This window comes from Sulfitobacter noctilucae (genome assembly GCF_000622365.1).
GTDB lineage: Bacteria > Pseudomonadota > Alphaproteobacteria > Rhodobacterales > Rhodobacteraceae > Sulfitobacter > Sulfitobacter noctilucae.
The window spans coordinates 1052129-1071483 of the sequence record NZ_JASC01000014.1; the positions used below are offsets into that span (position 1 = coordinate 1052129).

General features: G+C 58.4%; 22 protein-coding genes and 1 tRNA gene. 20 read left to right on the forward strand and 3 right to left on the reverse strand.

What is annotated here, in order from left to right; translation table 11 throughout:
• Nucleotides 1-20 precede the first annotated feature (20 nt).
• From sufC to Z945_RS0115245, 6 genes are all read left to right on the forward strand, one after another.
• Nucleotides 21-776, forward strand: coding sequence for a Fe-S cluster assembly ATPase SufC (gene sufC, locus Z945_RS0115220; RefSeq protein ID WP_025052960.1), 756 nt, complete (start codon nt 21-23; stop codon nt 774-776).
• The gene (sufD, locus tag Z945_RS0115225) at nt 776-2056 is read left to right on the forward strand and encodes a Fe-S cluster assembly protein SufD (RefSeq protein ID WP_025052961.1); all 1281 of its coding nucleotides are present in this window, start codon (nt 776-778) and stop codon (nt 2054-2056) included. Before sufC ends, sufD begins: the two co-directional genes overlap by 1 nt.
• A complete protein-coding gene (locus tag Z945_RS0115230) occupies nt 2056-2547 on the forward strand; it encodes a hypothetical protein (protein WP_025052962.1) in 492 nt (163 codons plus the stop codon). The genes sufD and Z945_RS0115230 overlap by 1 nt, the downstream gene beginning before the upstream one ends.
• The gene (locus tag Z945_RS0115235) at nt 2544-3125 is read left to right on the forward strand and encodes a YIP1 family protein (protein ID WP_037971102.1); all 582 of its coding nucleotides are present in this window, start codon (nt 2544-2546) and stop codon (nt 3123-3125) included. Before Z945_RS0115230 ends, Z945_RS0115235 begins: the two co-directional genes overlap by 4 nt.
• Complete coding sequence (locus tag Z945_RS0115240; RefSeq protein WP_025052964.1) at nt 3125-4345, forward strand: cysteine desulfurase; 1221 nt, start codon at nt 3125-3127, stop codon at nt 4343-4345. The genes Z945_RS0115235 and Z945_RS0115240 overlap by 1 nt, the downstream gene beginning before the upstream one ends.
• 44 nt (nt 4346-4389) lie before the next feature.
• Nucleotides 4390-4466, forward strand: a tRNA-Arg gene (locus tag Z945_RS0115245).
• Nucleotides 4467-4839: 373 nt separating this feature from the next.
• Here Z945_RS0115245 and Z945_RS0115250 read toward each other — a convergent pair.
• The 3 genes from Z945_RS0115250 to Z945_RS0115260 form a co-directional block, all read right to left on the reverse strand.
• Entirely contained in the window at nt 4840-5898 is a 1059-nt protein-coding gene (locus tag Z945_RS0115250) for a YeeE/YedE family protein (RefSeq protein WP_025052965.1), read from the reverse strand.
• A gap of 37 nt (nt 5899-5935) precedes the next feature.
• Entirely contained in the window at nt 5936-6271 is a 336-nt protein-coding gene (locus tag Z945_RS0115255) for an ArsR/SmtB family transcription factor (protein ID WP_025052966.1), read from the reverse strand.
• A 101-nt stretch (nt 6272-6372) separates the two neighbouring features.
• Complete coding sequence (locus tag Z945_RS0115260) at nt 6373-6732, reverse strand: hypothetical protein (RefSeq protein WP_037971104.1); 360 nt, start codon at nt 6730-6732, stop codon at nt 6373-6375.
• A gap of 77 nt (nt 6733-6809) precedes the next feature.
• Between Z945_RS0115260 and Z945_RS0115265 the strand changes: the two genes are divergently transcribed.
• From Z945_RS0115265 to Z945_RS0115330, 14 genes are all read left to right on the forward strand, one after another.
• A complete protein-coding gene (locus Z945_RS0115265) occupies nt 6810-7547 on the forward strand; it encodes a cytochrome c biogenesis CcdA family protein (protein WP_025052968.1) in 738 nt (245 codons plus the stop codon).
• Nucleotides 7548-7559: 12 nt separating this feature from the next.
• Nucleotides 7560-8132 (forward strand): thioredoxin family protein, encoded by a 573-nt coding sequence (locus Z945_RS0115270; protein ID WP_025052969.1) that lies wholly within the window; start codon nt 7560-7562, stop codon nt 8130-8132.
• Between the two features lie 96 nt (nt 8133-8228).
• Complete coding sequence (soxX, locus tag Z945_RS0115275) at nt 8229-8702, forward strand: sulfur oxidation c-type cytochrome SoxX (protein WP_174412336.1); 474 nt, start codon at nt 8229-8231, stop codon at nt 8700-8702.
• 15 nt (nt 8703-8717) lie between these two features.
• Nucleotides 8718-9134: a thiosulfate oxidation carrier protein SoxY gene (gene soxY, locus Z945_RS0115280; RefSeq protein WP_025052971.1), complete on the forward strand. Its 417-nt coding sequence runs from the start codon at nt 8718-8720 to the stop codon at nt 9132-9134.
• Nucleotides 9135-9149: 15 nt separating this feature from the next.
• Nucleotides 9150-9479, forward strand: a complete 330-nt coding sequence (soxZ, locus tag Z945_RS0115285; protein ID WP_025052972.1) for a thiosulfate oxidation carrier complex protein SoxZ — start codon at nt 9150-9152, stop codon at nt 9477-9479.
• Nucleotides 9480-9504: 25 nt separating this feature from the next.
• Complete coding sequence (gene soxA, locus Z945_RS0115290; protein ID WP_025052973.1) at nt 9505-10350, forward strand: sulfur oxidation c-type cytochrome SoxA; 846 nt, start codon at nt 9505-9507, stop codon at nt 10348-10350.
• Nucleotides 10351-10416: 66 nt separating this feature from the next.
• The gene (gene soxB / locus Z945_RS0115295) at nt 10417-12114 is read left to right on the forward strand and encodes a thiosulfohydrolase SoxB (RefSeq protein ID WP_025052974.1); all 1698 of its coding nucleotides are present in this window, start codon (nt 10417-10419) and stop codon (nt 12112-12114) included.
• 27 nt (nt 12115-12141) lie between these two features.
• Complete coding sequence (gene soxC, locus Z945_RS0115300; protein WP_152541135.1) at nt 12142-13416, forward strand: sulfite dehydrogenase; 1275 nt, start codon at nt 12142-12144, stop codon at nt 13414-13416.
• Nucleotides 13400-14458 carry a c-type cytochrome gene (locus Z945_RS0115305; RefSeq protein WP_025052976.1) on the forward strand — a complete coding sequence of 353 codons (1059 nt, stop codon included), beginning with the start codon at nt 13400-13402 and terminating at the stop codon, nt 14456-14458. The genes soxC and Z945_RS0115305 overlap by 17 nt, the downstream gene beginning before the upstream one ends.
• The gene (locus Z945_RS0115310) at nt 14458-15162 is read left to right on the forward strand and encodes a c-type cytochrome (protein WP_025052977.1); all 705 of its coding nucleotides are present in this window, start codon (nt 14458-14460) and stop codon (nt 15160-15162) included. The genes Z945_RS0115305 and Z945_RS0115310 overlap by 1 nt, the downstream gene beginning before the upstream one ends.
• Before the next feature lie 27 nt (nt 15163-15189).
• Entirely contained in the window at nt 15190-16458 is a 1269-nt protein-coding gene (locus tag Z945_RS0115315; RefSeq protein ID WP_025052978.1) for an NAD(P)/FAD-dependent oxidoreductase, read from the forward strand.
• Between the two features lie 84 nt (nt 16459-16542).
• Complete coding sequence (locus Z945_RS0115320; RefSeq protein ID WP_025052979.1) at nt 16543-16974, forward strand: DUF302 domain-containing protein; 432 nt, start codon at nt 16543-16545, stop codon at nt 16972-16974.
• Nucleotides 16975-18198: a 5-aminolevulinate synthase gene (gene hemA / locus Z945_RS0115325; protein WP_025052980.1), complete on the forward strand. Its 1224-nt coding sequence runs from the start codon at nt 16975-16977 to the stop codon at nt 18196-18198.
• 81 nt (nt 18199-18279) lie between these two features.
• Nucleotides 18280-19341, forward strand: coding sequence for a YeeE/YedE family protein (locus Z945_RS0115330; protein ID WP_025052981.1), 1062 nt, complete (start codon nt 18280-18282; stop codon nt 19339-19341).
• Nucleotides 19342-19355 lie beyond the last annotated feature (14 nt).

Here is a 19355-nt window from a genome sequence, read left to right on the forward strand (position 1 = left end):
CGCTGATAAGGAACAAGACTATGCTGAGCATTAAGAACCTGAACGTAAAACTTGAAGACGAGGACAAGCAGATCCTTAAAGGTGTCGATCTGGAGGTCGAGGCTGGTAAGGTCCACGCGATTATGGGGCCGAACGGTTCTGGAAAATCGACACTGTCCTATGTGCTTTCCGGCAAGGGCGGGTATGAGGTGACCGAAGGCACCGCAGAACTTGAAGGTGTTGACCTGCTGGATATGGAGCCAGAAGACCGCGCCGCTGCGGGACTTTTCCTTGCGTTTCAGTATCCCGTCGAAATTCCCGGTGTGGGCAATATGACTTTCCTGCGTACCGCTGTGAATGCTCAGCGCAAGGCGCGGGGCGAGGAGGAAATGTCCGCCGCCGAATTCCTCAAGGTTGTGCGTGCCAAGGCCAAAGAGCTGAAGATTGACGCCGACATGTTGAAGCGTCCCGTCAATATGGGTTTCTCCGGCGGTGAGAAAAAACGCAACGAAATCCTGCAAATGGCCATGCTTGAGCCCAAAATGTGTATTCTGGACGAAACCGACTCCGGTCTCGACGTTGATGCGATGAAACTGGTGGCAGAGGGTGTTAATGCGCTGCGCTCCGAAGGCCGCGGGTTTCTTGTGATCACCCACTACCAGCGCCTTTTGGACCACATCAAACCGGATGTGGTGCACATTATGGCGAATGGCCGGATCATCAAAACGGGTGGGCCCGAGCTGGCGCTTGAAGTCGAAAACAACGGCTATGCCGATATTCTTGCCGAGGTGGCGTAATGGCGGAAGCGGCTTTGAAAACCGATCCCGTTGCCGCGATCCTGGAAGGGCGCGAGGTTTTGGCGACAGGCTGGTCCGCTGCCGCCCGCAGCGATGCGCTGGCACGGCTGCAGGCCTCCGGCCTGCCGGAGCGGCGGGACGAGTACTGGAAATTCACCCGTCCGGACACACTGACCCAGGCGCAGGCACCGCAAGCCGCCGTGATGGCGGATGATGAAGCGCCGCTGTTTGATGAAATGGACCGTTTACAGATCGTTTTCGTTGACGGTGTCTTTGATGCCGAAGCCTCCGACGACCTTGCCCTTGAAGGGATCAGCATCGAACGGCTTGCCACCGCCAACAGCGATTTGCACTGGGCGCGGGATGTCTACGGCGTGCTGGAAAAGCGCGGGCAAGATCCGGTATCGCGCCCCTTGGCGGCACTGAACACGGCCACGGCCACCGATGGCATCTTGATCCATGTGACGGGCAAACCCAGCAAGCCTGTTAATCTGATTTATAACCATAAGTCAGACAGTTCCGATGCAACACTGCACCATTGCATTAAGCTGGATGCCGGGGCAGAACTTACTGTGCTCGAGAACGGTCCTGCGGCTGCACGACTGAACAAGGTGATGGAGGTCGAGATTGCCGATGGTGCCTCTTTTAACCACATCCGCGCCCAGGGCCGCAACCACGAACGCCGTGCGGCGACCCATCTTTTTGCCCGGCTCGGCACGGAATCGGAATTCAAGTCCTTCACCCTGACCATGAACGGTGTGCTGACCCGCAACGAGGCCGTGATCGAACTGACCGGTGACGATGCAAAGGCTCATATCGCCGGGGCCTGTGTGGGGGACGGTGATTTTCACCACGACGACACGGTGTTCATCACCCACGACGCGGTGAATTGTGAAAGCCGTCAGGTGTTCAAGAAGGTATTGCGGAACGGTGCCATTGGCGTGTTCCAAGGCAAAATCTTGGTCAAGGCGGGCGCGCAGAAAACCGATGGGTATCAGATCAGCCAGTCTTTGCTGCTGGACGGCGACAGCCAGTTTCTGGCCAAGCCCGAGCTTGAAATTTATGCCGACGATGTGGCTTGTTCGCACGGTTCGACCTCGGGTGCCATCGACGAAGACGCATTGTTTTATTTGCGCTCGCGCGGTGTGCCGCACGCTGATGCTACGGACATGCTGACCCTGTCGTTCCTCGCTGAAGCGGTGGAAGAGATCGAAGCCAACGATCTGCGCGAGGAAATACTGGACCGTCTGACAGGTTGGCTGGGGCGTCGGCGCGGCTGATGGCGGCCACATCCGACATCATCGCGACCTACCGGAGACCGGGCGGGGTCATTTCCAGCATGTTGGCGCGTGGCCCCCGAGAGGACCGCGCGCTGATATACCTGATGATCGCCTGTCTGCTGGTCTTTGTCGCCCAGACCCCGCGTCTGGCCCGTGAAGCATATGAGACGCAAACCGACCTTGGGATGCTCTTGGGCGCGGCGCTGATGGCTTGGCTTTTCATCGCTCCTTTGCTCTTCTACGTTGTTGCCGGGCTCACCTACGCCATTGCACGTCTGCTTCGCAGCAAAATCTCGGCCTACGGCGCGCGACTGGCATTGTTCTGGGCGCTTCTGGCCTCGTCACCGATCATCCTGCTTTGGGGGCTGACCGCAGGTTTCGTCGGCCCCGGTATTCAGATGACTCTTGTCGGTATCCTGTGGTTCGCGGCGTTCATGTGGTTCTGGATCGCGGGTTTTCGCGCGGCGGCAGCATCCGGGGCAGCGCAATGAAAGATATGCTGGTGCAGCTGGCCCGGACCAGCATTAAGGACCCCCGCGAAGCGGGTCGGCAAATCATGGCGATGGACCTTGATCGGGATACACTCTGGACGGCCCTTGGGCTGGTCGCGGTGGTCAATACCTTTCTGGTGACACTGTTGATAGCCAGCTCCGGCTCCGAGGTGCCTCTGCCGCGGTTCATGAACAGCCCGCTGACGCTCTTTGTCCTGATTGCCGGTGTGCTGGTGCTTTATATCCACGCCCTGTACTGGGCAGGTCTGACCATCGGCGGCACGGGGCGGTTGATGGATGTTCTGGCGCTGGTCGTCTGGTTCCAGATCCTGCGCGCGGCCGCGCAACTGGCGATACTGGTCCTGTCGCTTGCCCTGCCTGCTTTGGGGGCGCTTGCTTCGCTGGTCGTAGCGGTCTGGGGCTTCTGGATATTTCTGAATTTTCTAGCCACTGCATTGAACCTGACAAGCCCGTGGCACAGCCTTGCTGTCCTGGTGGTTGCTTTTGTCGGTCTGGTGCTAGGTGTGGGGGTGTTGACGTCGTTGATCGGCGGGCTGGCCCAAGGAGTAATAAGCTGATGTTCGATATTGCCGAAGTGCGCCGCGACTTCCCCATCCTCAACCGCGAGGTAAATGGCAAGCCACTGGTCTATCTCGACAGTGGTGCCTCGGCGCAAAAACCACAGGTGGTGATTGATGCGGTGACACAGGCTTATTCGATGGAATATGCCAATGTGCACCGGGGCTTGCACTACCTGTCCAATCTGGCCACCGATAAATACGAAGCCGTGCGCGGCAAGATGGCGGCTTTCCTGAACGCCGCGTCCGAAGACGAGATTGTGTTTAACACCGGCACCACCGAGGGTATCAACACCGTCGCATACGGCTGGGCCATGCCGCGTTTGCAGGCAGGGGACGAGATCATCCTGTCGGTGATGGAGCATCACGCAAACATCGTGCCATGGCATTTCCTGCGCGAACGGCAGGGCGTGGTCATCAAATGGGTGGATGTGGACAGCACAGGTGCGCTGGATCCTCAGGCTGTAATTGACGCGATCACGCCAAAGACCAAGCTGATTGCGATCACCCATCTGTCAAATGTTCTGGGCACCAAGGTCGACGTCAAGACGATTTGCGCAGCTGCCCGTGAGAAGGGCGTGGCCGTGTTGGTCGACGGGTCGCAGGCGGCTGTGCACATGCCCGTCGATGTTCAGGATTTGGGTTGCGACTTCTATGCCGTCACAGGCCACAAGCTTTACGGCCCCTCCGGTTCTGGTGCCATCTACATCAAGGCGGACCGCATGAAAGAAATGCGTCCCTTCATGGGTGGCGGCGACATGATCCGCGAGGTCACCAAGGATGCGGTGATCTATAACGACACCCCCATGATGCTTGAGGCGGGCACCCCCGGCATCGTGCAGACCATCGGCCTTGGCGTGGCATTGGATTATATGACCGGACTGGGCATGGAGAATATCGCCGCCCATGAGGATAGCCTGCGCGACTATGCCGTCACCAAGTTAAGCGGTTTGAACTGGCTGCAAGTGCAAGGCACAACACCGGACAAGGCCGCGATCTTCAGCTTTGTGATGGATGGTGCCGCCCATGCCCATGATATCTCCACTATCCTTGATAAAAAGGGGGTGGCCGTGCGGGCAGGGCAGCATTGCACCGGCCCGTTGATGGAGCACTTGGGCCTGCCAGCCACCTGCCGCGCATCAATGGCGGTATACAATACCACCGCCGATGTGGACGTGCTGATCGACGCGCTGGAATTGGCACATGATCTCTTTGCCTGATTTAGATTGCAGGCGCGGGTTGCTCTGGCTATACCGCACCTCGTGGACCATTAGCTCAGCTGGATAGAGCGCTGCCCTCCGAAGGCAGAGGCCAGAGGTTCGAATCCTCTATGGTCCGCCACTTCTTCCCTCAAGCATTTGCTTTAAAACGCATATTCTACTTCCACTATGCGTTGTGTTTGAATAGAGATTGAGCCTCTAAAAAGGTATCTGGTATTTCGGGTCTATATACTTAACGAGCCGTACACCGTTGGGTTTGTCAGGGGCTGGCCGGTGCGCTTTGATTCTGCATCGCAGCTCGTGCAGGGCACATACGACGATGGCTGTTGTGATCGTGGGTGGCAATGTAATCCATGCAGTACTTTTCATCGGCATGATGGAGTTTTAGATCAAGTCTGCTCTGTGCGCCGCTTTGGCGTTTATAACCACTTGCACGATGATCCTGGACCCTGGCCGATCATGCGGCGGCAATGGCTTAGGTCAGGGTAGGGGGATCAGATCCGCTCGAAGGACAGTCCGGTGATCAATTGGCGCAAACCAACGGCTGCACCGATAAAGATGGCCGCAAAGACCAGTGGTGCGTTGAGCGTGAGCAACGAGAAAGCCGAGATGCCTTGCCCGATGGTGCATCCCAACGCCAAAATCGCACCGGCCCCCATAAAGGCTGCCCCCAAGACCTGACGCTTTAACTCGCGTGGGTCTTCGCAGGCTTCCCAGCGAAAATGCCCTTTGACCAGACTGCCCGCAAAGGCACCTGACAACACGCCAAAGACTGATCCTACCCCAAAGCTCAGCCCGCCACCGCTTGACGTCATCAGGAACAACAATGTCTCGCCCAAGGGGGAGGTGAAAGTATGACTTTGCACTGCGCTGTCGCTGAAGCCATGGGTGGCCACCCATTGCGTTCCGGCCCAACCGCTGACCACGGCCAGACCCACCATCGTACCAGTGAACACCATTGCTGGGCGCTGCCTGAATTGTGCAGACGTAAGGCTGACCGCGATGATGGCGAGGCTAATCACCGTGCCGATCAGCAGGGGTGCCAGCCCGGATGCAGCACTGATTAACTCAGGGTAACTGCGTGGTTGGATCTGTATTTCGGTTGCAGAAACGGCCCAGACGCGCGCAGCGGCAAAAGGCCCGGACAGCACGATATAGGCGCTGATGCCCATGACCACCACGACCACAAAGGACCGCAGATCACCACCGCCGAACCGCGCCAAGGCGCCAAAACCGCAATTGCCTGCCAAAGCCATGCCATAGCCGAAAAGCAAGCCACCAAAGATTGCCATCACCGGCGTCCAAGGGGCCAGATGATAGACGGATTGCGCGGGATCAAGCAGACCTAAAGCCATCAGACCATGCGCGCAGAGCCCGGCAAAGCCGATTGCCAGTCCCCACATCCGCAGACGCAAGCTGCTGCCCTGATACAGAAAATCCTCGATAGAGCCGAGCGTACAAAACCGGCCAAGCCGCGCGGCCAGACCCAAAACAACGCCGCCGCCCAAGCCCATCAACGCCAGAACCGCGGCATCCGAAAGTCCTGAAAACATATGTCCCTCCCGCATGTCTACGGGCGTGGCATGCGCGCTATCTGTTGTGGCAGAACAGATCGTAGACCAGTTCAAGTATCTTTGTCGCCCGCTGGTCTGTCAAACTGTAATAGATCGCCTTGCCTTCGCGGCGCGGGGTGACAAGGCCCTCGACCCGCAAACGCGACAATTGCTGGGAAACTGCGGCCTGGCGTGCAGACAAAAGCTCTTCCAGCTCGGTGACCGTCTTTTCGCCCGTGCAAAGATGGCACAAGATCATCAAGCGCCCCTCGTGGCTGATCGCTTTGAGGAAGTTTGATGCGTCGCAGGCGTTGTCCATCATGCGTGCCATATCGGCCTCGGACATATCCGGTGTGATGACGGGCAATGACATTTCGGCGTTCAGATCCAACGTAGTTTCCACCCTTTTAAACGCTCACACCCTGCAACGCAAAGAGCCAAATGCCCCGCAACGAATTGAAGACGCCTGATCATTCAAAATTTGGGCTCTTTCGCGATTGCGTTCTCATCCAAAAGCCGCGCCAGCAGAAACCAGAAGAATTCATCACCGGCATAGCCTTCAATGCGACCCAGCTCGCGACCGTCTTCGACCAGCACGAAAGTCGGGGTAAAGACCGGCGGAGAGGTAAACTCCAGATCATCCGGCAGATCACGCAGATCAACCCGGCGCAGCGGGGCACTCTGGCCTTCCTCAGTCTTGGGGTAAATATGCGAGATTTCAGCGTTCCACTGTGCGCACCAATGGCAGCCGTTCTGTTCCACCATAACCAATTCAGCCGCCCAAAGGGGCAGGGCGCCGATGCAGAGTAAGAAAAGGGCAAGAAGATGCTTCATAGCGGTTCCGATTGACGGGGAGCGCAAATATCTAATATCGTGAATATGTATTGCGCGCAAGGATCGAGGCCCCCTTAATGTTTGATGTAACGCTATTCGGCGCGTTTGTAGGCGGGCTGATTGTATTCTTTTCGCCCTGCGTATTACCCATCGTTCCTTTCTACCTAAGCTATATGGCCGGTGCCTCCATGTCCGAGATAACCGCAGAGGGCGGGCTTGCCCCCGGCGTGCGCAGGCGGGCCTTTCTGGCGTCGATCATGTTCTCACTGGGCATTGTCACCGTCTTTGTGCTTTTGGGGGCGGCGGCTTACGGGTTGAGCCAGAGCTTTCGCAGCTATCAGACGGAATTTCGCTTTGTCTCCGCCACAATCGTCCTGATCATGGGGCTGCATTTTCTGGGCGTCTTTCGCATCGGTTTCCTGAACCGTGCCTTTCAGGTCGATGCGGGGGATACACAAAATATGTCGGTGCTGGGTGCCTATGTGGTGGGCTTTGCCTTTGCCGCCGGGTGGACGCCTTGCGTCGGGGGCGTGCTGACCGCCGTGGTTTTCACCGCCAGCACCGAATCCACCGCATTTGAGGGGCTGATCCTGCTGTTGGTCTTTGGCGCCGCCATGACCTTACCTTTTGTCATGGCGTCGCTCTTTATCGGGCCGTTCCTGAAATTCGCGTCCAAATTCCGGCGGCATCTGCCTAAGGTGGAAAAAGCGATGGGGGTGCTGATGATTGTCTTTGCACTCCTGATTGCCACCGATACTATCAACTATATCGCGCAGTGGATGCTCACCACATTCCCCGCTTTCCAGAACATCTAAGGAGACCGACCTATGAAACGTCTAGCCCTTATGCTGTGCCTTCTCGTGGCACCCGTGTTTGCCGCCACTGTGGGGGACGATGGTCTGCACAAAACCGATTGGATGCGCGACACTTTCAAGGACCTGAACGAGGATCTGGCCGAGGCCAATGCCGAAGACAAACGCCTTGCAATCATGATCGAACAGCGCGGATGTATCTATTGCACCAAGATGCACGAAGAGGTCTTTCCGCGCGAGGAAATTGCGAGCTACATCCGCGATAACTTCTTTGTGGTGCAGATCAACCTGCATGGCGACACCGAGATCACGGATTTCGACGGTGAGGTACTGACCGAGAAACAGGCGGCGCGCAAATGGGGGCTGCTCTTTACCCCGTCGATCCTGTTCATGCCACAAGAGGTCGAAGAAGAGGCCACAGCCCAGTCTGCGGCCGTCGCCATGATGCCCGGTGCCTTTGGTCCCGGCACCACTTTGGACATGTTCACTTGGGTCAACGAAGAACGCTATGCCCTTGACGGGAATGAAGATTTCCAGCGATATCATGCACGTCGCATCCAGGAGCGCGACAACGGGTCCACCGACTAGTTCAAAATCAAATTCAAAAATCCGAATTTGTTCTTGCTTGCAGACAGACATGTGTCCTAACGTATACCGAACGACGACTGTGTTTTGGGAGGACGCATGAAACGCATTACACTTACTCTGATGGCTCTGGCGGCATCCGGCTTTGCTGCAACTGCCGAAGAGATTGCACCGACAAACGTTTCTTTTGATGACGGCAGTGTTTCGACATCGCTAACGGGCGTGCCGGGCGATCCTGCCGCGGGCCGCGCGATCGTCGGTGACAAAGGGCAAGGCAATTGCGTCGCCTGCCATCAGGCAACTGATCTTGCCGAAGTGCCGTTTCAAGGCGAGATTGGCCCGATGCTGGACGGGGCGGGCGACCGCTGGTCCGAGGCCGAACTGCGTGGCATCATCGTCAATGCAAAAGTTATGTTCGAGGACAGCATGATGCCGTCCTTCTACAAGACCGAAGGCTTCATCCGCCCCGGCAAGGCCTATACCGGCAAAGCCGCGGATGACACATTCGGCCCGCTTCTCAGCGCACAACAAGTTGAAGACGTGGTGGCTTATCTGACCACCCTCAAAGAATAAACCGGAGGTTCACACATGGAACTCACACGACGTAATGCAATTTTGATGGGGGCAGGTGCCCTCTTGGTCGCAGGCCTGCCAATCCGCGCGTCGGCTGCAGCTGACGAAGCCATTGCAGCCTTCACTGGCGGTGCCGAAGTAGGCACTGGCGACATTACATTAACCGCACCAGAGATTGCCGAAAACGGCAACACGGTGCCAATCGAAGTTTCCTCGGAAACAGCGACGGAAATTCTTGTGCTAGCGACAGGCAACCCGACACCGGGTGTCGCCAATTTCAAATTCGGCAAACTGGCCGCGTCCCGCGCTGCATCCACCCGCATCCGGCTCGCCGGTACGCAGGATGTTGTCGCCATCGCCAAGCTGGAGGACGGTTCTTTTGTGCAAGCCTCTTCGGCGGTCAAAGTAACAATCGGCGGCTGCGGCGGCTAAAAGGGAGATAAGAACATGGCAAAAGGTGTAAAACCCCGCGTTAAAGTGCCCAAGTCGGCCGAGGCTGGCGAAGCGATCACGATCAAGACCCTGATCAGCCACAAGATGGAATCGGGTCAGCGCAAGGACGATGATGGCAACGCCATCCCGCGCTCGATCATCAACCGCTTTACCTGCGATTTCAACGGCGAGAACGTGATCGACGTCACGATGGAGCCCGCGATTTCCACGAACCCTTATTTCGAATTCGAGGCTTTGGTGCCGGAAGCCGGTGAATTTAAATTCACTTGGTACGATGATGACGGGTCGGTCTATGAGGAAACCAAGTCGATCGCCATTGGCTGATTGGCCTGTCTTGGGAGGGACATATATGAAGAAGATTACAAGCGCCTTACTGACAAGCGCCGTCATCGCATCGCCCCTTTGGGCCGACCCGGTCGATGACACGCTGGTTCTGAACGAAGAAACCACGCTGGTCACCCGCACGGCAGCACCCGCGCATGTCTCGGACGTGCTGGACGAGGTCATGTCAGGCTGGCTGTTCCGCGGCACCGAAACCCGCGCCATGCAGGCCGACGATTTCGACAATCCCGGCATGATTTTTGTGGAGCAAGCCCAGGAGGCTTGGGAAACCGCAGAAGGCACCGAAGGCAAATCCTGTTCTTCCTGTCACAACGACATGGACAGCATGGCAGGCGTCAAAGCGACATATCCCAAGTGGAATGAAGCCGCAGGCGAGGTTCGGACACTGCAAATGCAGATGAACGACTGCCGCGAGAACCGCATGGGTGCCGAAGCCTGGGGCTATGACAAAGCGCCGGCGATCAACATGGAAGCGGCGCTGGCCTCAGTATCGCGCGGCATGCCTGTGAATGTCGCCATCGACGGCCCTGCGCAGTCCACATGGGAGAAGGGCAAGGAGCTGTATTACACACGCACCGGCCAGCTTGAGCTGTCCTGCGCCAACTGCCACGAAGACAGCTATGGCATGATGATCCGTGCGGATCACCTGAGCCAGGGCCAGATCAACGGCTTCCCGGTCTACCGCCTCAAGAACACCAAGCTCAACGGATCGCATTCGCGTTTCAAAGGCTGTGTGCGCGACACCCGCGCCGAGACGTATAGCCCCGGCTCGCCGGAGTTCGTTGCTCTTGAGCTTTATGTCGCATCACGCGGCAACGGATTGAGCGTCGAAGGCCCTTCTGTCCGTAACTGATCCGAATGGCCCATCTGTGCAAACAGGTGGGCTTTTCTTTCCCAAAATACATTCAGGAATACGCATATGATTTCCCGGCGTGATTTTCTTCAAACCTCGATGGCCGCGACCGCGATCTACGGTGCGTCAAGCTTTGGTCAATGGGGCAAGCTGGCCGCCCAGCAGGCCATCACGCAGGATCAATTGCTACAGTTTGATACCTTCGGAAACGTGTCCCTGATCCACATTACCGACATTCACGCACAGCTGAAGCCAATCTATTTCCGCGAGCCATCAGTCAACATCGGCGTAGGCGACAACAAGGGGCAGGTGCCTCACGTCACGGGTGCCGATTTCCGCAAGATGTACGGCATCGACGATGGGTCATACGCGCATTACGCCATGTCGTCCGGTGACTTTTCCGCGCTGGCAAAAGGCTATGGCCGCGTCGGGGGGCTTGACCGTGTGGCGACCGTCATCAACCAGATCCGCTCAGAGCGCCCCGATGCGCTGCTTCTGGATGGCGGCGATACCTGGCACGGCAGCTACACCTGCTATCACACGCAGGGCCAGGACATGGTCGATGTGATGAACGCGCTCAAGCCCGATGCAATGACCTTCCACTGGGAATTCACGCTGGGGTCCGACCGCGTCAACGAACTGGTCGAAGGCCTGCCTTTCGCCGCCCTGGGGCAGAACATCTTTGACGCTGAATGGGACGAACCCGCAGAGCTGTTCCCGCCTTACAAGTTCTTCGAGACCGGCGGCGTCAAGGTTGCCGTGATCGGGCAGGCCTTTCCCTATATGCCCATCGCCAACCCCGGCTGGATGTTCCCCGAATATGCCTTTGGCATTCGCGACGAGAACATGCAGGAGATGGTCGATCAGGTCCGCGCCGAGGGGGCCGAATGTGTTGTCGTCCTCAGCCACAACGGCTTTGATGTAGATAAGAAAATGGCCGGTATCGTGACAGGCATCGACGTGATCCTGTCGGGTCACACCCATGACGCGCTGCCCGAACCTGTTTTGGTAGGCGACACGATCATCGTGGCCTCCGGTTCTAACGGCAAATTCGTCAGCCGCGTTGATCTGGATATCCAGAACGGCCGCATGATGGGCTTCCGCCACAAGCTGATCCCGATCCTGTCTGACGTGATCGAACCTGACAAGGAAGTCGCCGCCGTCATCGACAATGTCCGCGCGCCTTTCGTGGACCAGCTGTCCGAGGTCATCGGTCAGACCGACAGCCTCCTGTACCGACGTGGCAATTTCAACGGCACATGGGACGATCTGATCTGCGATGCGCTTTTGTCCGAACGCGAAGCCGACATCGCGCTCAGCCCCGGTGTGCGCTGGGGGCCATCCTTGATCCCCGGTGACGACATCACCCGCGAGGACATCTGGAACGTCACCTCCATGACCTACGGCAAGGCCTACCGCACTGAAATGACGGGTGAATTCCTGCATGTTGTGCTGGAGGACGTTGCCGATAACCTCTTTAACCCCGATCCCTATTATCAGCAGGGTGGCGACATGGTGCGCACCGGTGGCCTTGGCTACCGCATCGACATCACCCAGCCGCAGGGCAGCCGCATTACAGAGATGACACTGCTGAGCACGGGCGAAAAAATCGACCCTGCAAAGACCTATCAGGTCGCGGGCTGGGCTTCGGTCAACGAAGGCACTGAAGGGCCGCAGATTTGGGATGTGGTCGAAGATCACATCCGCAAACAAGGCACGGTAACCGTATCTCCGAATGACAGCGTGACAGTTGTGGGTGCCTGAGGTGCCACTGACAGAAAGGCGATTGCTATGAGCAAGAACACTCCATCCACCTCGCGGCGCACCTTCCTGAAAGGTGCCGCGGTAATGGGCGCGGGGCTGGCAGCCAGCCAGACCGCCGCTGCCACGCCCGATCCGCTGATCACCGAAGTACAGCCTTGGGCCTCCGGTCTGGGCGACGGCGTCGATGCGACGCCTTACGGGCTGCCGATCAAATACGAAAACGATGTGATCCGCCGCAATGTCGAATGGCTGACCGCCGATACGATCTCTTCAATCAACTTTACGCCGATCCATGCGCTGGATGGCACGATCACCCCGCAGGGTTGCGCGTTTGAACGTCATCATTCCGGTGCAATTGAACTGAAGAAAAGCGATTACCGCTTGATGATCAATGGGTTGGTGGACCGCCCGTTGGTGTTCTCCTATGCCGATCTTGAACGGTTCCCGCGTGAAAACCACGTCTATTTCTGCGAATGCGCGGCCAATACGGGCATGGAATGGGCGGGTGCGCAGTTGAACGGGGCGCAGTTCACCCACGGCATGATCCACAATATGGAATACACGGGCGTGCCTTTGCGCACGATACTGGAAGAGGCCGGATTGGACGCCGCTGGCGATCTCAAGGACAAATGGGTCTACGTGGAAGGGGCCGATGCTTCCTCCAACGGACGTTCGATCCCGATGGAAAAAGCGCTGGACGATTGCCTGATCGCCTTCAAGGCCAACGGCGAGGCTTTGCGCAAGGAACACGGCTACCCTGTGCGTCTGGTCGTCCCGGGCTGGGAAGGCAACATGTGGGTCAAATGGATCCGCCGGATCGAGGTGACCGATAGTCCCGTCGAAAGCCGCGAAGAGACCTCCAAATACACCGACACGCTGGCCGATGGCATCAGTCGCAAATGGACATGGGAGATGGACGCGAAATCCGTCGTCACATCGCCCAGCCCGCAGGCACCCATCACTCACGGCAAGGGGCCGCTGGTCATCACAGGGCTCGCATGGTCCGGCCGCGGGGCGATCACCCGTGTCGATGTCTCCAAGGACGGCGGCATGACGTGGGAAACCGCGCGTCTTGCCAAGCCGGGCGAGAAGATGGCGCTGACCCGGTTCTATCTGGATACGGATTGGGACGGGGAAGAGATGTTCCTGCAAAGCCGCGCGATGGATGAAACCGGCTATGTCCAGCCCACCAAGACGCAGCTGCGCGAGGTGCGCGGCGAAAACTCAGTCTATCACAACAACTGCATCCAGACTTGGTGGGTGCGCCCGAACGGGGAGGCGGAAAATGTTGAAGTTTCTTAAAGTTACCACTGCGCTTACGTTGCTGTCCGCACCCGCCTATGCCGAAACCTTTGGTCTGGGCCGCGCGGCCTTGCCAGAGGAAATTGCCGCCTGGGATCTGGATGTCAGCCCCAATGGCACCGGCTTGCCCGAAGGGTCCGGCGATGTGCTGACCGGAGAAGAAGTCTTTGCCGATCAATGCGCGTCGTGCCACGGGGATTTCGCCGAAGGTGTGGACAACTGGCCCAAACTTGCAGGCGGCTGGGACACATTGGCAGACAAGGATCCGCTGAAAACCGTGGGCAGCTATTGGCCGCATCTGTCGACCACCTGGGACTACGTCAACCGCTCCATGCCTTTCGGCAACGCGCAGTCGCTGGAACCCGATGAGGTTTATGCCATCGTGGCCTATATCCTTTATTCCAACGACCTGGTGGACGATGATTTTGTGCTGTCCCAAGAGACATTCGCCTCTTTCGAGCTACCCAATCAGGACGGTTTCATCGTTGATGACCGGATCGAGACCGAGTTCTCGAAATGGGTGGGCGAGCCTTGCATGACCGACTGCAAGGACAGCGTCGAAGTCACCATGCGCGCGATGGTACTGGACGTGACACCGCAGGAAGAGACTGCAGGCGCCGAAGCTGTCTTGAAAGACGAGGAGGTTCTTGTCGCCTCTACCGAGCCCCAGACGGAGACGCCCGCCGAAGCACCAGAAGCGGAGACGGTCGCCGCTGCTGATCCTGCGCTGATCGCCGAGGGTGAAAAGGTGTTTCGCAAATGCAAATCCTGCCATCAGATCGGCGAAGGGGCGAAAAACCGTTCCGGTCCAATTCTGACAGGCATCGTGGGCCACGCGGCAGGGGCTGTGGATGGCTTTAAATACTCCAAGGCGCTGAAAAATATGGCCGACGATGGTCTTGTCTGGGACGAGAAAAATTTGGCGGCGTTTCTGGCCAAACCCAAGGGCTTCATGAAAGGCACGCGGATGAGCTTTGCGGGTCTGAAGAAAGAAGACGATATCGCCGCCGTTACCGCCTATCTTTCGAGCTTTGGCGACTGATGCAGGCGAAAGCATTGCTCCCTCTCGCGGTGGCGGCCTTCATGGTAGCCGGCGCGGGCCATGCGCAAGACAGTGACGCAGTGGCAGCAGGCGAGAAAGTCTTTGGCAAGTGCAAATCCTGTCACCAGATCGGGGCAGGGGCTACGGACCGGGTTGGACCGCATCTGAACGGGCTGTTCGGTCGACCCGCTGGAGCGCATGAGGGCTACAGATATTCAAAATCAATGGAACGTGCGGGCGTCGACGGGCTGGTCTGGACGGCCGAAACACTCGATGCCTATATCGAGAACCCCAAGTCTCTGGTCTCCAAAACACGGATGAATTTTCGCGGATTGAAGTCTGGCGCTGATCGCGCCAATTTGCTGGCCTACCTGCGGAGCTTTTCAGACAATCCGGCCAATATCCCCGAAGCGGAACCCACGGCCAAAGGCATCGACCATGATCTTGATCCCGCCATCCTCGCGCTGGAAGGCGATCCGGAGTATGGTGAATACCTCAGCAGCGAATGCACGGCTTGCCATCAGGCAGATGGGTCTGCGGATGGCATACCATCGGTGACGGGGTGGCCCATCGATGATTTTGTGGTCGCCATGCATGCCTACAAGGATAAACTGCGCCCGCACCCCGTCATGCAGATGATGGCAGCACGATTGGGAGACGAAGAAATCGCGGCGCTGGCTGCGTATTTTAAGGACCTCGAATAACGGGGCCATATTCTGGGAGGAATAGATATGACAATGAACAGACGCCTGTTTATGGGCACATCAGCCGCAGCGCTGACGACACTTGCCGCACCAGCCCTTCTGGCCGATGGCCACGGCAAACCGCGTGTGATCGTGATCGGCGGCGGCTCGGGCGGGGCGACAGCGGCCCGCTATATCGCCAAGGACAACAAGGGTGCCGTAGACGTCACTCTGATCGAACCTTCGCGCACCTACTACACCTGCTATTTCTCGAACCTCTATCTGGGTGGGTTCAAGGAGATGGACGATTTGGGCCATACCTACGGGACGCTGGCATCGAAATACGGGGTGAACGTGGTACACGATTGGGCCATTGACGTGGACCGTGATGCCAAAACCGTCAGCCTCGCAGGCGGCGCAAGCCTGCCTTACGACAAGCTGATCCTCAGCCCCGGCATCGATTTTGTCGATGGCGCTGTCGAAGGTTGGTCCGTGGCTGCACAAAACGCGATGCCCCATGCCTACAAGGCGGGTTCGCAGACTGAATTGCTGAAAGCGCAGATCATGGCGATGCCAGAGGGCGGCACCTTTGCGATGGTGGCACCACCAAACCCCTACCGTTGCCCCCCCGGACCCTACGAGCGTGTCTCGATGGTGGCCCATATGCTCAAAGCCAATAATCCGACGGCCAAGATTATCGTTGCCGACCCCAAACCGAAGTTCTCCAAGATGGCGCTGTTTCAGGAGGGCTGGGCAGATCACTACAGCGGCATGATCGACTGGATCGGCCCCGACTTTGGCGGTGGTAACGTGTCGGTGGATCCTGCGGCCATGACGATCAACATCGACGGCGAAGAAACATCCGTGGATGTCTGCAACGTGATCCCCGCCATGAAAGCAGGCCGCATCGCCGATATGGCGGGCGTGACCGATGGCAACTGGGCGCCGGTCAATGCGGCGGATATGTCATCAAAGGCGGATGAAGACGTTTATGTGCTGGGCGATGCCAGCCAGCAGGGCGACATGCCTAAATCGGGCTTTTCGGCCAACTCTCAGGCCAAGGTTTGCGCCAATGCTGTGCGCGGCGCGCTGACCGGCTCCAAAGTCTTCCCGGCCAAATTCTCCAACACCTGCTGGTCGCTCATCGGCACCGATGACGGTGTCAAAGTCGGTGCCACCTATGAGGCCACGGACGAAAAGATCGCCAAGGTCGATGGGTTCATCAGCGCCACGGGCGAGGACAGCGCCACACGCAAAGCCACCTATGAGGAATCAGAAGGTTGGTACGCCGGCATCACCGCTGACATGTTCAGCTAAGCCATCAGCCGGGGCATGATCCAGATCAAGCCCCGGCGCAGTAAAATCTGTTAGGGTGGTCCCGTGACCATAGGAGGACCGAAAATGATCCGTACGATATCCGCAGCGCTTTTGGCACTTGGCACAGCTACCACGGTGCTGGCCGAAGATGCCGTTACATACCCTTTCGAGGGCAGCTTTGAGGACGCCACCTTTGCCGTAGAAAGCGCCATAGTGGGCCGCGGTCTGGTGATTGATTACGTCAGCCACACCGGCGAGATGCTCGCCCGCACGGCGGCGGACGTTGGATCGGACGTCAAGCTGTTCGAAGAGGCGGACATCTTTCTGTTCTGTTCTGCCACCCTGTCGCGCAATGTGATGGAAGCGGACCCGATGAACATCGCCCATTGCCCCTATGGCATTTTCGTGGCCGACCGCGCCGGTGACGTCACGGTGGGCTACCGCACATACCCCGAAGGCCCGATGCAAGAGGTTCAAGCCTTTTTGGACGAGATCGTGAAAGAGGCGATGGAATAGATGAACTACGAAGACTTTTTCGCGGGCAGCCTTACGACACTGAAAGACGAAGGGAATTACCGCGTCTTTGCCGAGCTTGAACGCCAGTGCGGTGCCTTTCCGCAAGCCAAAGCCCACGGAACAGAGGCCAAAGCGCCTGTCACCATCTGGTGTTCCAACGATTATCTCGGCATGGGCCAGCACCCCAGTGTGCTGGGGGCCATGCACGATGCGCTGGAGCGCTGCGGCGCGGGTGCGGGCGGCACGCGCAACATCTCTGGCACGACGCACGACCATGTGCAGCTTGAGGCGGAGCTGGCCGATCTGCACGGCAAGGAAGCGGCCCTATTGTTCACCTCTGGCTATGTGTCGAACTGGGCCGCACTAGGCACGTTGGCGGGCCGCATCCCCGGTTGTGTCGTCCTGTCCGATGCGTTGAACCACGCGTCGATGATCGAAGGCATCCGCCATTCCAAGGCCGAGCGGATGATCTGGAAGCACAACGATCTCGCGGACCTTGAGGCCAAGCTCGCGAGCCTGCCGCTGGACCGGCCCAAGCTGATTGCCTTTGAAAGCGTCTATTCGATGGACGGTGATATCGCCCCCATCGCCGCGATCTGTGATCTGGCGGATAAATACAACGCCATGACGTATCTGGATGAAGTCCACGCCGTAGGTCTTTATGGCCCGCGCGGCGGCGGCATCGCGGAACGCGAAGGCCTGATGCACCGCCTGACCGTTATCGAAGGCACGCTGGGCAAGGCTTTTGGCGTCATGGGCGGCTATATCGCCGCTTCCGCTGATCTGTGCGATTTCGTGCGCAGTTTTGCCAGCGGGTTTATCTTTACCACTGCGTTGCCGCCTGCTGTGGCCGCAGGGGCCGCGGCCTCGATCCGGCATCTGAAGGTGTCACAAACCGAACGCCAGCAGCATCAGGCCCGCGTGGCGCAGTTGCGCTGCAGGCTCGACACGCTTGGCATCCCGCATGAGGACAACGACAGCCATATCATCCCGGTGATGGTGGGCGATCCGATGAAATGCAAATTCATCTCTGATCTGCTGCTGGCCGACTATGGCATCTACATCCAGCCGATCAATTATCCCACGGTGCCCAAAGGCACCGAACGGCTGCGCATCACGCCATCCCCCGTGCATTCGGACGCCGATATGGACCGGCTTGTCGGGGCACTTGCCGACCTTTGGGAGCAGTGCGAACTGGCCCGGATGCCGATGGCCGCACAATAATCCACGAGGCCGTTTATTGACCTGCGTCAAGGTTGCCAAAGCGCGATTGCGCTATGGCTTCTCTGAAAAGAGGAGCGCGTGATGCTGGAAACCCTGACCGACCGTTTTGGTGATGCCGCCATTCTGACCTGTGCCGGTGCGCTGGTCGGTCTGGTCTTTGGTGCCGCAGCCCAACATTCAAGGTTCTGCCTGCGCGCCGCCACGGTTGAGGTTTCAGAGGGGCGCTTTGGCGCGAAACTGGCGATCTGGCTGATTGCGTTCACGGCGGCAGTCACCGGCGTTCAGGGGGCCATCGTGTTTGGCGTTCTCGACGTATCGGAAGCACGCCAGCTTGCCAGCACCGGCAGCCTGTCGGGTGCGATGATCGGCGGGCTGATGTTCGGAGTTGGGATGATCCTTGCGCGGGGCTGTGCCAGCCGCCTGCTGGTCTTGTCAGCCACCGGAAACCTCAGGGCGATCATCACGGGGCTGGTACTGACACTGGTGGCACAGGCGTCCCTTCGGGGCGGGCTGGCACCCTTGCGCGAGAGCCTTGCAGGCATCTGGGTGGTCAGCGGCGGCGAAGCACGCAACATACTGACTCAAATCGGATTTTCCCCTGCAGTGGCAGCTGGGGCGGCGATGTTGGTATTTGTCATCGCCATTCTGATGGCACTTGAGACGGAATTGCCAGCAAGCCGGATCATAGCTGCGGTGTTCGTGGGCGTTGCGGTCACTTTGGGCTGGATGTTTACCTACGCCATCTCGCAGGTTTCCTTTGACGTGGTGCCAATCTCTTCGATCACCTTTACCGGCCCGTCGACCGACACGCTGATGGGTCTGGTCAACAGCACTGAATTGCCACTGGGCTTTGGTCTGGGCCTTGTGCCGGGCGTGTTTGCCGGGGCCGCGATGATGGCGCTGCTGCGGCGTGAAGCGCGGATTGAACGCTTTGGGCCCGACACACCGATGGAACGGTATCTGGTGGGCGCCGTTCTGATGGGCTTTGGCAGCATGTTGGCCGGCGGCTGTGCCGTAGGTGCTGGCATGTCGGGCGGCGCTGTCTTTGCGGTTACCGCCTGGGTCGCAGTGTTTTGCATGTGGGCCAGTGCCATGATCACCCACCGGATCTTGCTGCCGAGTCAGGCGCAGCGGGCGGCCTAAGTGCGCAGCACAGA

Coding starts and splice junctions, on each gene's coding strand:
- sufC (WP_025052960.1), top strand. CDS start 21: ATGCTGAGCATTAAGAACCTGAACGTAAAACTTGAAGACGAGGACAAG.
- sufD (WP_025052961.1), top strand. CDS start 776: ATGGCGGAAGCGGCTTTGAAAACCGATCCCGTTGCCGCGATCCTGGAA.
- Z945_RS0115230 (WP_025052962.1), top strand. CDS start 2,056: ATGGCGGCCACATCCGACATCATCGCGACCTACCGGAGACCGGGCGGG.
- Z945_RS0115235 (WP_037971102.1), top strand. CDS start 2,544: ATGAAAGATATGCTGGTGCAGCTGGCCCGGACCAGCATTAAGGACCCC.
- Z945_RS0115240 (WP_025052964.1), top strand. CDS start 3,125: ATGTTCGATATTGCCGAAGTGCGCCGCGACTTCCCCATCCTCAACCGC.
- Z945_RS0115250 (WP_025052965.1), bottom strand. CDS start 5,898: ATGTTTTCAGGACTTTCGGATGCCGCGGTTCTGGCGTTGATGGGCTTG.
- Z945_RS0115255 (WP_025052966.1), bottom strand. CDS start 6,271: ATGTCATTGCCCGTCATCACACCGGATATGTCCGAGGCCGATATGGCA.
- Z945_RS0115260 (WP_037971104.1), bottom strand. CDS start 6,732: ATGAAGCATCTTCTTGCCCTTTTCTTACTCTGCATCGGCGCCCTGCCC.
- Z945_RS0115265 (WP_025052968.1), top strand. CDS start 6,810: ATGTTTGATGTAACGCTATTCGGCGCGTTTGTAGGCGGGCTGATTGTA.
- Z945_RS0115270 (WP_025052969.1), top strand. CDS start 7,560: ATGAAACGTCTAGCCCTTATGCTGTGCCTTCTCGTGGCACCCGTGTTT.
- soxX (WP_174412336.1), top strand. CDS start 8,229: ATGAAACGCATTACACTTACTCTGATGGCTCTGGCGGCATCCGGCTTT.
- soxY (WP_025052971.1), top strand. CDS start 8,718: ATGGAACTCACACGACGTAATGCAATTTTGATGGGGGCAGGTGCCCTC.
- soxZ (WP_025052972.1), top strand. CDS start 9,150: ATGGCAAAAGGTGTAAAACCCCGCGTTAAAGTGCCCAAGTCGGCCGAG.
- soxA (WP_025052973.1), top strand. CDS start 9,505: ATGAAGAAGATTACAAGCGCCTTACTGACAAGCGCCGTCATCGCATCG.
- soxB (WP_025052974.1), top strand. CDS start 10,417: ATGATTTCCCGGCGTGATTTTCTTCAAACCTCGATGGCCGCGACCGCG.
- soxC (WP_152541135.1), top strand. CDS start 12,142: ATGAGCAAGAACACTCCATCCACCTCGCGGCGCACCTTCCTGAAAGGT.
- Z945_RS0115305 (WP_025052976.1), top strand. CDS start 13,400: ATGTTGAAGTTTCTTAAAGTTACCACTGCGCTTACGTTGCTGTCCGCA.
- Z945_RS0115310 (WP_025052977.1), top strand. CDS start 14,458: ATGCAGGCGAAAGCATTGCTCCCTCTCGCGGTGGCGGCCTTCATGGTA.
- Z945_RS0115315 (WP_025052978.1), top strand. CDS start 15,190: ATGACAATGAACAGACGCCTGTTTATGGGCACATCAGCCGCAGCGCTG.
- Z945_RS0115320 (WP_025052979.1), top strand. CDS start 16,543: ATGATCCGTACGATATCCGCAGCGCTTTTGGCACTTGGCACAGCTACC.
- hemA (WP_025052980.1), top strand. CDS start 16,975: ATGAACTACGAAGACTTTTTCGCGGGCAGCCTTACGACACTGAAAGAC.
- Z945_RS0115330 (WP_025052981.1), top strand. CDS start 18,280: ATGCTGGAAACCCTGACCGACCGTTTTGGTGATGCCGCCATTCTGACC.